Source organism: Bacillus sp. EB01 (assembly GCF_000613125.1).
GTDB lineage: Bacteria > Bacillota > Bacilli > Bacillales > Cytobacillaceae > Bacillus_D.
Genome location: NZ_HG964497.1, coordinates 4574850 through 4586919 on the forward strand (window position 1 = coordinate 4574850; position 12070 = coordinate 4586919).

Genomic DNA, 12070 nt, shown 5'->3' on the forward strand with positions numbered 1-12070 from the left:
GACCTTATTAAACATAAGCACCCGTTAGTTGAACAATTAAGTAGATGAAATAAAGCCTTCAAATAAAAGAAGTATTTAATTTATATATCTTCGGATAAACGTTTAGCTTCATCTATAAGTCCCAAATTGTTCATTGCGGCAATTATTATTTCTTGCAGTCCTTGGCGGTCTTGCAATACATAATTAAGCTGAATGTCCCTAATTAACACAAGTCTTGATGTAACTGATGTGGAGTAAAGATATTCCTCCAACAACTCCAAATCAGGTTCTGTGTCTTTTTGAATCGAGAATGGAATGTGCATTTCACCTTGAAGAAGCGGAGTAATTACTCCCAGTCCATCCTGTGTTTGGATACTTACTTTTCTTTGTCGCTCCAGTTCGACGTTTTGAAAGTAACGATATGGATTGTTAATATTAGGTATCTTGAGATTCTCTGATAAATATTTTGTGACTCTATCACGTACTAAGTTATCATTTTCAGATGGTTGATGTGGACAGTTAGCAGCCTCTTCAGCCCATTTTTCTTTAGCTACTAAATACTCCTCTTCACTATCAAAATGGTTATAGAAAAGTTCACTGTCTGTCATATTTATCCTCAAAAATTCTCTAAGATTATTAGCAACAATTCGGGTTGGGCTTTCAAAATCCATTGGACAAACGCAAACAATTGGGGTTTCTTCAAGATTAGTCATAACCCCATAATCGGTAAGGAACCCATAATGAATACCGTCTATACCAATATTTCCAAATACAACTACATCACACGGTGTGTTAAAATACCTGAAGTTCTCAAGTGAAAGGTAAAAATTAAGACCAAGATAAAATTGTTCAGGGTCGCCTAGAACATTTTGTAGGTCAATTAATCTCTGAAGTGTAGGTGGTACTTCGTATTTACCAAAATTTATACCCATTTGATTTAGCTCCTTGTATTTAACTTTACCATATTAACTTAAACAAAAAAGATTGCTTATTGCACTAAACTGCCCAGTTTGTTTAATAAGGAATTCAACAAAAAGGTCCATCAATCCTTCTCGGATCAATGCACCCTTTAGTTCAATAAGAATGTGCCGTTATATACCTAAAATCTTGTCAATAACTACTTGATTTTGATGCCCTTCTTCAATAATGGGTAAGTCCTCATCTATTTTGTCAGAGATAACATAGTCATACACTTTTTCTAAAAACGAATAAAAAGCTGGAAAATACGCTCTCGCCTCATCAGATAGATGTGTTGGAACTTTTTCTTTGAATTCAACCTTCAGTTCCTCTAGTTCGTCATTTATCTTTCCAATGCAAAGTTGTTTATCATTAGTTAAAGTAATTGTTCCTTTAGTTCCAAATACCTTTAAATTAGAACCGAATCCGTGGTTAATCCCTGACAATAGCTGAATTGAAAAAGTAGTATTATTTTTCATTTTCCCGTGGATAAAAAATGCATCATCTGCATCTCTTAGTTCTCCTGGTCCTTCTGGAACGTGCGTATGCAATAATCCATTAACACTTTCTATTTCATCTCGTGTTAACCATCTCAAACAATCAATCATATGTGTTCCTAATGCACCCAACATACCGCCAAATTTTTGTTTTTCACCCATCCAATTTCTTTGAGTTGATTGAAGTTTTTGATACTGCGGGCTTGATATGTGGTACTCAAAATGAATTATCTTCCCAATAAAATCGTTTTGAATTAACTCTTTCATCTTTTGACGAATAGGGAGGTAACGCCACTCAAAATCAATCAATACCTTTGCATTATAGGACTTAGAGAGGTTTAATAGTTCTATTGATTCGCTACTATTCATTGTGAAGGGCTTTTCACAAACTACACTTACCCCTTTTTTTAATGCTTCTTTTACCATTTCAAAATGATAAATAGGTAGTGAGCTTACAAATAAAAGGTCAAGTTCCTCTTTTTCTAACATTTCAGCCCAGTTCTTATAATGCTCCCAATTTAATAATTCCTCTGGCAAACGATGTCTATGCATTGTGCTAACAGCGGATACTTCCATTTTTGGGTGCATATTGATTATGGGTGCTTGGACTGATAACCCAAAACCACCGCCGATTATACCGACTCTCATTATGTAGCCTCCCCGTATCATTCCTCTAAAATATCTTTAATAAATCCATTCTAAAAAGGTTCACCTTGTTCAACTAACCTGCACCGTTAGTTGAATAAACAAGCAGCCAATCCTTGCACCATTCATTGTCATTTTCTATCACGTCTGAAGCAAAAAAACAAAACTGATCCGACTATAGTGATTGCAAGGATAATGGCATTCAATTGAAATCCGGAAATTATTATACCGAAAGCAAACCCCAATAAAGCGAATAAGACAAAGCCTGTAAGAAAACGTTTTGAAACAGCAAACTTCCTGTAAACCCATTCCCCTAAAATGCATCCCGGAAGAACATAATAATGACCGAAGATAAGGATGGATGGCACTCCTTCTGCAAAGCGAGCCGCTCTAGAGGAAAACGTATCATACTCCATAAGCAAAACATTATTGATGAAAATAACAATGATGACAGTCAGAAAAGCAGCAATATATCCCTTTAAAAAGTTCGTATATTCACCCAAAAGAGGCTTATTCAAGCGAGCCTGCATCTATTTCATCATCCCCCAATCTGTTCCATTTTGCGTTCTACAGCTTCTTCATCCGTCGTAAAATAGTATGTTGCGCCATTAATCGAATAAGGCAGATCATGCCAAATTCCATTGTTTATGGCTGACCAGTTGAACCGTTTGGCATTCGTTTCCCGCTTAAAGAATCTTGCCGCTTCCTGGATGCTTTTGCATTCAGCAATCAATTCCTTGCCCTTATAAATGTTAACCGGAATTTCGGTTTTGTTCTGTAATGTCGGTCTCTTTCTTTCCATTCTGCTACTCCCACTCCTTTTCTTTATTTTACCAAAAAAGGAATCCTGCAGGTGAATTGATTACTTTATTTTCAATAATGGTAAACGTTTCTGTTTTTAATAAGGGAGAAAACCAGTTAGCCCTTTTATTAAAACAGATTTAAACTTTAGGCTGCCTTGTATAAAGCCGTTCATTTACGTTTTGTCTTCTTTTTGGTTTCAGCGATAACTCCGCCATTAACTGTAGGAAGCTTTCGAAATTGAACAATACGATACGGAACACTAACAGAGAACGTTCTGAAGAAGCAGAATCAAAAGTATGCGCCAGTTCATTACTTGTTTGATTGAAGGATTTCTCTGTCTATGCAAAGAGCTCAGGTCCAGGTCTGAGCTCTTTTCACCTTTTTGTGCATCATTGTGAGAGGAAGCGTCAAGCAATGCATTCATGCACAAAGTGCAGTTTTTCATAGCTATTGGTTAAAGTAATATCCCTTAGGCAGGTGTAATTCGACATTTATGATTCCTTTTTCGTAACCATGCCCGAGGTCATTTTTTAGTTCCTTGTACTTCATATATGGAGTATCTTCTTTTTTTAAATCATAATAGATTAGAGCCTCCCCTTCCCAGTTAATTCCCTTATCGTTATTTCCTCGATATATCAAACTAACTGGAATCAAATCTTCTGGTTGATTTTTCGAATAATATGTTTTTTTACTCACATCGATCCGTTTAACTGCTTCCACCTCAATTTCCTTCTCTTCCATTTGTTCGAGAAATGGAAATACATACTCATTTTCCCACCTTTCTAATACAAATCCTCCTCCCAATGGATTAAACATTTTGCTTTCCGCTGTTCGTTCTGTTCCCCATAAAATGAATGTATGAAAAAATAAAGATATTGCTACTGCTGGCAAGACTGCTGAAATTGTTGTCCTTCGTTTACTTTTAAAATAATTGTAAATATAAAGCGCCAGTAAAACCGCTGACAATAATAATAAAAAAGTAATTACTATGCTACTAGTCAAACCATTTATCACTGAGTCCCATATGCCAAATCTTCCTGCCTCTATTACCATACTTTCAGTCATTGTATCACCCCTCTACCCATTTCGTTTCACCACGGTTTTCTTCCTTTATTATCAGAACGATCTTGTTTTAGCTCTCTGATAATCCACGATAAAAAAACGTTAACCAATTTGGTTAACGTTTCGCAGATGCAAATTGTTGCAATCTTTGAGGCGATACAGGGCACTGACAGTTCCGAACTTTTACTTTATTATGGATAAGCAATAGTTTGTTTAAGAAGCACTATGGTTTCTCTTTTTAGAAAAACTAAATAATGCTACCATCAAACAATTCATACTCAATGCCCAAACTGCTCCAGAAACACCTATCTGGAGTGAAATCTCTTCTGAAGCCATTGGATGGTTGTAGTCAAATGCAATAGCCTTTAATGCAAAATAAGCTGCAACAGAACCTAATAGTAAATGTAGCAATGTCCAGATATATCCTGAACCATTATTTTTATTTTTGATCCAAAGGAACACTACAACTAACATTACAATCCCCACAACAATCAAAAATCCACCTATTAACAGACCAATTACTTCCTGTTCTAATGGCATAAGATTAGACCTCCAAATAAATTTCTTTGTTAAACAATCCCCACCGTTTGTTCAATAAGGATTTCTATAAAAGTGTGTTAGTTCCTTTGAATTAATCCGCCCTTAATTATCAAAAATTTGTATGTTGAATAAGAAGGGGGTTATGGTTTCCGGACACCATCCTTTTATCCCTTCAAGACCTTCCTCTTTGGTCTTTTCTTGATAATTGTTTTGCAACTGTCTGTTTTTCTGACTACCAGGTTAAAGAACATTTAACTTACTTGTCTATTTACCCTTCTTCCTAACACATTCAAAGTAATAGCGTTTAATACAATCGTAACGATAAGTAGAGATGCCGAGGCAAACGCCACAGCATACATTGTGTCCGTTAAATACCCCCATTCCTCAACCGCTACCTTATAATAGACATATAAAATCTGGAAACATAGCGAAATACTGCAAGCACTCATGCTTATAAATGATAAAATGACCAAGTTTTTATGATCCCGTTTTTCCTTCCGGGCTAGATTCATGATCGGAAGGATCCAAGCAACTAGTCCAAGCATAAAGCTTGCAAGATTCAGCAAATCAACCATATACATAATCCCCCATTTGTTGTCAAAGTTGACATCTATATTTATCGTATCATATCGTTTTGTATTCATTTGAAATTTTTACCTTATTTTCTAAAATTCCTCCATTTTAAAGATGCGATAGAATAATGTCGCCTGAACGAGCAATGAAGGTTTTCCGTTTTCTTCTTGAACAACAAAAAAACTTGGAGTTCGCCCAAGTTTTTGTTTCCTTCACCATTTGTGTCTTTATATGATTATTTCACCGTAACGCGAGCTATCTATCTGTATCTTTTTCGCCATCCTTTTTCTCGAAGAATTGGTCTAAACCATTGTAAGTTTCGAGATTGTTGATAGCATCAGAAAATTCTTCAACCTTTGCATTTTCCTTTCTTTTTTCTATTCTCGTTATAAGACGATCATTCACATTTCGTTCCTTTTTGTTTTTTTCCATTTTCACATTCTCCTTTTGGGTTACAATTCGAGTAATATAACCGAGCTATACCTCAATCACTTTGCTTTTCATGATAGTCAATATTACAGTTTTCGCAATGATATACGTTAAAAACATCACCGTTTTTAACAAAAGTTCTAAAGTATTATCCTTTTACGAAGCGATTATTCTTTTTATAACAAGCCTCACAAAACTGAAATTTTCACTTTTTTCATTCCTCCACATTTTTTGTCAGTTCAACAATGGAACCGAATTTCGAAACTAATAATTTTCTTTACCTTCTATCCAATTTTGTTAAGAGACTTACCATATACACGACGATAAACGTAAGGTACACACTGATAACAAACAGCAACAGAATTACCTTCAATAACCCATGTAGTAGAATGTTTAATTTTCCCCAATTTTCTACTACAGAAATAACACTTTTTGCTCCATCTAGTGTTTAGAAACCTCAATAAAACAAGCAACAGCAATGCAATGAGAAAAGCAATCAATGCAGTTAATGGCTGCAAATGCAACACAAAAACAACTCCTTACATCGAAATTTACGTCTGTTTCGCTTCAGTGCCTAGCGCCCCTCAAAATCTATTTCACAATTTAAGTCAGCGATGAACCGAACTGTGTACTAACCTTGTAATACTTTCTTTGCTTTTTTAACCATGTCCTCACGCAAACCATACGGCATTTCAGCAATTTCTTTTAGTGCTTTTTCATACCGTTCAATCTTTATAGCCTGTTGGGCAATAACCTCATCACGTTCTGATATTGTGCCACGGTAAACCTCTTCCTTTGTTTCAGGGTCTTTCATCCAATCAGGGTCAAACTTGTATTTCCCATTAATTTCATCTCGTTCAAGTTCCCTTATTTCTCTAACTTGCTCATACCAATTGAGAACCTTAACATCTGCACCATGGCACTTAGGGCAAAGCACGTACATTTCATCAATGGTTTCAAATTCGTGTCTACAGGTTGGATTTTGACATGTGAATGGAATCTTCATCGTTTTTTGTATACATACCTCACTTAAAGAACGTGGGGTTGACTGTTTATCCCTAAACCAGCCTTTATGCTTAATATAAACTATAAGAAACAGACAGGTTATCAGGATGGATAGATTTCCAATCAGGTTTTCAATCATTCCTTTCAACCATACCTTCGTCATTTTGATCGTATTCTTTCATCTGTTCGCCAATTACCTTTGTTGGGTCAAACTTATGTTTATCCATTGCACATCTCCTTTTTCAGCTTATTGCTACAAACACATTGCCTTTCCATTACAATCCTTTTTCCAAGACTGTTCTTATGGTTACAATTAGTAACCCCAATACAATTCCTGCTGCCATAGCCACCTTGGAAACATCAATGTTGAATTTAGTTGAGATGAATATGACTAACCATGCTGCAGGGAAAGCGAATATCATGAAAAGTAAAATTAATATCTGTTCCGGCTCCATGTTGACTTTCATCAACCCCCTTATTTCATTTTCTTTACCTGTTCAATCAATTCCAGGCTTATCTCCACAAACCTTTCATAATCCTCAGCTGTTTTGAATTCGCATTCCTTTTGAATTCTGTTAAGGTAACTCCTGACTTTATCTGCTTTATTTACCGTATTTTTTATTTCCTTTTGTTTCTTTACTTCATCATGCCTCTTTAGTAAATTATCAAATGCCTTGCCCAAATCAAACGCCTCCAGCTTTAACAATTTGAAATTCTACCTGTATAAATTTTATCAGGGATTTTCACTATTGGGGAAAAAGAAAATGCTTGTTTGCCATTTAGGAGTTTAAAAGAGTTGTTTAAAGGATTGAATTAATTATGCTGCTGTCTTACCACTTTCACATTATTTGAATATACTTCTGAACAATGTTCACGGTAGAATGCCCCCAGGATTTGCTGTATGGTGAATATATCCCCGCCGTTTAATATGTAAAATTTAGTAGATTTAAGTCACGAATGTATCGTGTGTATTCCCCGATTGAATTATATTCATGGTCGAACCCAGCTTGGACCAATCTTTCCTTCGTAAATGGACAAGAATAGATGCTCGGATCCTGGGATACACTGATATCTGATGGTGTCTATATCATTTTCGTTGGTCTTTTTGATAATAAAAGAGTCCGTGCGCTTGTATTCTATGCATGAGGCGTTAGAAGAATATAAAAACGACTCCATTTTTTGTGAAGTCGCGAAAAATTGCTTTGTGTGAACGAAGGAAAGACTCCATTTTTGCAAATCTCTCACCTAAATCACTAAATAAGGAGGCATGGTTGTGCCAAGTGCTATAAAATATAAAACACGCATTGCTGCGTGCCTCATCATGACTTTTTTTCAACCCCTTTTGTCTTTAACATAACCTTGTAAACCATCATGCCTTCTTCTTTTTTGTGGAAATGAGTAACATACTGGGCTTCTAGTAACACCTTGTTTTTGTCCACGATAAAAAGTTGACCGAGCGGGGATTCCATCACATTTTGAATGATTTCGAATCGGATTTCATTTTCATCTGTTCTCGTTACTTCGCGAAGTATCTCTTTGGTGGTAGAATTGACAAATTGCAATTTGTACATCTGACACCTCCCATTTGATTCCATCATAACGGATATAAAAGGGGAAAATTGTCGAGATTTTGTATGTTTTGTTACGTTTTATGTATCTTCTGAAAAAGCTTCTATAATATCGGAAAAGGTTATTTTTATCATCCTTCCCTCTTCTGTTTCCAGGTAGAGCACCTTGTTTATCTCATCCAGTCTATGAATCATTCCCCTGCATTCCTTGAAGAATCGGTTGTCCCAAATTTTAATCCTTGCCGGAATAGCAAATTCCATCGCGAAAAGTATGTTCTCTTCGATTTCTTCGAAACCTCTACACTCCAAGCTCCCTCGATCACGTATTCCCATATAATCACTCACCTTTCTACTCTAATAGTATAGAACACACGTTCCTATAATTAAAGTGAAAACCTTCAGCTAGTTACTTGTTCAAACTATTCTTGTTTTTCTTACAATCAATGATAAAAAGTGGGTTTTTTTTACAACAATTATTGTATAATTTAGGTTGGGAGGAGAAGATAGGAGATTGGCTTATGTATAATTGTTTAATGCAAGATACGGTGCTAACGATTACTCCTACATCAAGATATGGCAAAGAGTTTGATACTGTTAGGGTGGAGACTTTTTTTCAGCTTGAAAGCCCCCTACCCGAAAATGAAGAATTTCTAGTACCAGGAATAAAGAAAATCCCAGATCAAGATTTGAGAATTTTCGAGGCAGGAAAGGTTCAATTTGCTCCTATTCCAAAGTCAGTGGTTATTCAGGAAGTGCAGGATTTTGCTTCCCAGGTTGCTAGTGGTTCTACTGACGGAGTAAGGTTGGATGCATTGTTGGGGTTATCTACAATGTATATGGAACCGGTAAAACTAGAGGCAATAACTCCAGGTGGAATTTATCACCTCAGCTATGCCTATTCAGTTTACCCTGAAACGGATGGTAATTTTTATATCTATCAGACATTACCATTCAAGGGATTTAATATGACTCGTGGGACTGTACGATTAACTGCAGTATTACCTGCCGGAGCAGTATGTGATTATGATGCGACCAACGGTAAAGATATTTCAGGAACGATAATTGTAGAAGATGAATCCAGAGTCTTTAGTAATGGATTGTCTGTAGTCAGCTTCCTTTATCAAGTTGACCCCGAGTTTACAATTAAATATCGCTACTAAATAAAGTTACCTAATTAAACTCCCCTCCCAAATAGCTAAGAAAATTATTTCTTAGCTATTTTTTATCTTTAGATACCTTAAATCCTCTAGCTTGTTCGAAGTGAAATACTCATAAAAATACCACTCCTATATCCGGCTCCGATGATAGATTTCTCATTTCTGACTAAGTATTGAAAAATACTCCTCTTCTTCAAATATAGTAAAATTTTTTACAGGAGGTATTTATATGGAATTCATTATTAAGAAGTTCTTTGAAATGCCCGACGAAAGAATCCAACAGTTGCAAAAAGCATTGAAAACTATCATCTTGGATTTGCAAAAACAGTCACAGCTTAATTTGTCATTGCTTGAGAGCATCATAGTACCGGATGATTTCGGTAAGGAACTGGTTTCGTTTCAAAGGGAACATAAGCTATTAGAGGGTTTCACTCATAATGAACACGCCAGGGCTTTCGCGAAGGTCCTGGATTACAAGGTTAATGGTGAAAAGCGATGTACGATATTCTTGGACAAGCATATTGTCGCAGGATTATACGGAGAAGAAACTCAGCAATTTTTCATTAATACCATCCACCATGAGCTTTGTCATGTTCATGATGATTTCAATATGATGAACATATTCGGCTCTGATTCTAAGCGCTTTGGCGATACCGAACTATCAACTCGCCTATACGATAGCGCCTGGGGAGCTTGGTCTGAATATTTTGCCCTTCGGACATCTGCCTCAACATTGCCAAAGGATTCGGACTTGTTAATTCCTTTCCTGATAGATGTCGTTAACGACACAAAAGAAAAAATCCAAGAGGAAATCAACCTTTACCGATACCACCGTGATTTGGGTAAATTCTTTCCCCAATTTGAAGAGCGCGTTTATTTTCTCATAAAAATGGCAGCAACTGTAATCGGGAACATCCACGGAGCAACGTGGCTGCCAGATGAATTGGTCATTAACCACAAAAATGAATTATTTAAGGAAAACTATTTTGAGGAATCGTGGAAAAACCTATGGGACGCATTGGATAAAATCTACGGTACCTATCCAAACTGGAGTGGATTGTCTGATTTCGATCCGGTTTCCAAAGTTGTGGAAGAAACATGGAATGCGTTTGGGATATTCCCTGAAATGACAGAGGAAGGATTATATATACATGTTCCGTAATTAAGGCTATTCCAACTAGTTTTAATTTACAAAGCCACAGCTCCATTTAGTTGTGGCTTTGTTATGTCTTATTCGTCTCTTCCACACTGAACACGGGCTTCTTTTCCTGATATTCCTCTTTCAATTTGCACATTAGTAATTTCTACTCCCCTTTCAGGAGTATCACTGAAGGTGATATGAATCCGGTCATACGGTTTATCACCATGATGCGAAGAATAATTCAGCGCACTTGCATGGATGATATGTCTCCTAGTATCCCCTTCAATTCTTTCGATTTTGTCTACTCTAGGACAAAGGATAAAATCGGTGTATTTATCCGGAAGGTAGGAAAAATACCTGAAATAGAATGTTTCCTCAAGCAGTTCTTCCTTAGGTGCACCAACACTTTCAATTTTCCAGCCAACCAACAGCCAATCAAATAGCTCTTTTGATTTCAGCCTGACTCTTTTATCATTTTGTGTAAATATAACTTCGCTGTCTGCAATAGTACACGTTTTCGTTGTGTTTTTGGACGTACAGTTATAAGCTGGCTCAACCACTGCTGTGTTCCCGTTTTTCATTACGATCTTCATTTTAGAAATTGGAGGGGTGCTTACGTTTATATCTTCTGTTTCCTTCATCGCACTTGATTTGTTTATCCAGTTAACCACCTTATCAATGATGAAGTAATCATAGCCATTGCGTTCAGAGAATGAGCGGGATTCACCGTTTAACCGGTTAACTTCGAAAGATAATATATCGTCTGTTTTTATTTTCAGTCCTACGGTTGCAGTTGCTGAATGTAGCGGGGCTAGTACGCCAAGTATAAAAAAGCTTAAAATTAAAAGCCGTTTCACGATTCTATCCTCCCACTTTCTTATATCTATAGCTATTATGCCCAATAAAATATTCAATCGTTGTGCAGAAGGATTTGTGGTAAAATTTTACTTAAGGGGTTGATTTTATGAAGCGGAATATATTGTTTTATACAGTGTTTTTCCTTTTCCTTTTGTCATCCACTGTTTCAGCACACCCAGGAAACACAGATGGAAGTGGCGGTCATACATGCCGGACGAATTGTGATGATTGGGGTCTATACTACGGTGAGTATCATTACCATGACGGAAACGGCGGCACATATAACCTCCCGGCTCCCCAGGAGGATTATGACAACGGGTACAGCCAGGGATACGATACAGCTTACGGATATACGTCTAATTGCGAAGAAGAATATGATTGGTATTGGGAAGGAACCGATGATTTCGGGAGAGGCTTTGAAGACGGAATCGACGACGGTCATGAAGAAGGTCTGGAATTGTGCGAACAAAACAGTTTGGATGCAGGATATTCAGACGGTGAAGATGATTCCTATATCGGACTTGAATATGATGAATACCGAAATTACTCCGATGAATATCAGTTCGAAGCATATTCAGAAGGATATTACGATGGCTATGATACAGAGGTATACACGGAAAACCAGGAGACGGAAACAGAAGTGATTCAAGAAACTGCTGCTTCTGTTAAGTCAGCAGAAAGTGGTTCTGAAGCCAGTGATCCTTCGTTAAGGTGGATAGGATTTGCATCTGTTATGGGGTTTGCTGCAGTTGTTCTATCCATATCAACTTATATTGACCGAAAGAAACGAAAAGCTAACAATTAGCATTAGCATGATAAATGCCCAGACCGCTTTATGGTTCTGAGCATTTTTAT

17 protein-coding genes are annotated in these 12070 nt (G+C 36.7%); 3 read left to right on the forward strand and 14 right to left on the reverse strand.

All coding sequences use genetic code 11. The annotated features are described in order from the left end of the window. Positions 1–80: 80 nt before the first annotated feature. The 13 genes from TY16_RS21485 to TY16_RS21540 form a co-directional block, all read right to left on the reverse strand. Positions 81–911 (reverse strand): hypothetical protein, encoded by an 831-nt coding sequence (locus TY16_RS21485; protein ID WP_043933803.1) that lies wholly within the window; start codon positions 909–911, stop codon positions 81–83. 159 nt (positions 912–1070) lie between these two features. After that, positions 1071–2081 carry a Gfo/Idh/MocA family protein gene (locus tag TY16_RS21490; protein ID WP_043933804.1) on the reverse strand — a complete coding sequence of 337 codons (1011 nt, stop codon included), beginning with the start codon at positions 2079–2081 and terminating at the stop codon, positions 1071–1073. 128 nt (positions 2082–2209) lie between these two features. Further along, positions 2210–2608: a hypothetical protein gene (locus TY16_RS21495; RefSeq protein ID WP_043933805.1), complete on the reverse strand. Its 399-nt coding sequence runs from the start codon at positions 2606–2608 to the stop codon at positions 2210–2212. An 8-nt stretch (positions 2609–2616) separates the two neighbouring features. Continuing rightward, positions 2617–2880 (reverse strand): hypothetical protein, encoded by a 264-nt coding sequence (locus TY16_RS21500; RefSeq protein ID WP_043933806.1) that lies wholly within the window; start codon positions 2878–2880, stop codon positions 2617–2619. 449 nt (positions 2881–3329) lie between these two features. Then, positions 3330–3947, reverse strand: a complete 618-nt coding sequence (locus tag TY16_RS21505; protein WP_043933807.1) for a hypothetical protein — start codon at positions 3945–3947, stop codon at positions 3330–3332. 210 nt (positions 3948–4157) lie between these two features. Next, entirely contained in the window at positions 4158–4484 is a 327-nt protein-coding gene (locus TY16_RS21510; protein ID WP_043933808.1) for a hypothetical protein, read from the reverse strand. A 251-nt stretch (positions 4485–4735) separates the two neighbouring features. Then, positions 4736–5128 (reverse strand): hypothetical protein, encoded by a 393-nt coding sequence (locus tag TY16_RS21515; protein WP_231505662.1) that lies wholly within the window; start codon positions 5126–5128, stop codon positions 4736–4738. A gap of 184 nt (positions 5129–5312) precedes the next feature. Next, the gene (locus TY16_RS26395; protein ID WP_155922299.1) at positions 5313–5489 is read right to left on the reverse strand and encodes a hypothetical protein; all 177 of its coding nucleotides are present in this window, start codon (positions 5487–5489) and stop codon (positions 5313–5315) included. Positions 5490–6117: 628 nt separating this feature from the next. Next, on the reverse strand, positions 6118–6654 hold the full coding sequence (locus TY16_RS21520; protein ID WP_197028440.1) for a hypothetical protein: 537 nt from the start codon (positions 6652–6654) through the stop codon (positions 6118–6120). 112 nt (positions 6655–6766) lie between these two features. Beyond that, positions 6767–6961 carry a hypothetical protein gene (locus tag TY16_RS21525; protein WP_155922300.1) on the reverse strand — a complete coding sequence of 65 codons (195 nt, stop codon included), beginning with the start codon at positions 6959–6961 and terminating at the stop codon, positions 6767–6769. 5 nt (positions 6962–6966) lie between these two features. After that, positions 6967–7173 carry a hypothetical protein gene (locus tag TY16_RS21530; RefSeq protein WP_043933811.1) on the reverse strand — a complete coding sequence of 69 codons (207 nt, stop codon included), beginning with the start codon at positions 7171–7173 and terminating at the stop codon, positions 6967–6969. A 637-nt stretch (positions 7174–7810) separates the two neighbouring features. Further along, positions 7811–8062 (reverse strand): hypothetical protein, encoded by a 252-nt coding sequence (locus TY16_RS21535; protein WP_043933812.1) that lies wholly within the window; start codon positions 8060–8062, stop codon positions 7811–7813. Between the two features lie 78 nt (positions 8063–8140). Further along, positions 8141–8392, reverse strand: a complete 252-nt coding sequence (locus TY16_RS21540) for a YolD-like family protein (protein ID WP_043933813.1) — start codon at positions 8390–8392, stop codon at positions 8141–8143. A 185-nt stretch (positions 8393–8577) separates the two neighbouring features. Between TY16_RS21540 and TY16_RS21545 the strand changes: the two genes are divergently transcribed. Further along, positions 8578–9219 (forward strand): hypothetical protein, encoded by a 642-nt coding sequence (locus TY16_RS21545; RefSeq protein WP_043933814.1) that lies wholly within the window; start codon positions 8578–8580, stop codon positions 9217–9219. A 226-nt stretch (positions 9220–9445) separates the two neighbouring features. After that, positions 9446–10378 (forward strand): hypothetical protein, encoded by a 933-nt coding sequence (locus TY16_RS21550; protein ID WP_043933815.1) that lies wholly within the window; start codon positions 9446–9448, stop codon positions 10376–10378. A 68-nt stretch (positions 10379–10446) separates the two neighbouring features. Here the strand turns inward: TY16_RS21550 and TY16_RS21555 are convergent, their stop codons facing one another. Next, positions 10447–11214: a hypothetical protein gene (locus TY16_RS21555; protein WP_043933816.1), complete on the reverse strand. Its 768-nt coding sequence runs from the start codon at positions 11212–11214 to the stop codon at positions 10447–10449. Positions 11215–11321: 107 nt separating this feature from the next. Here TY16_RS21555 and TY16_RS21560 point away from each other — a divergent pair, with 107 nt between their 5' ends. Next, the gene (locus TY16_RS21560; RefSeq protein ID WP_043933817.1) at positions 11322–12020 is read left to right on the forward strand and encodes a YHYH domain-containing protein; all 699 of its coding nucleotides are present in this window, start codon (positions 11322–11324) and stop codon (positions 12018–12020) included. The last annotated feature ends 50 nt before the right edge of the window (positions 12021–12070 follow it).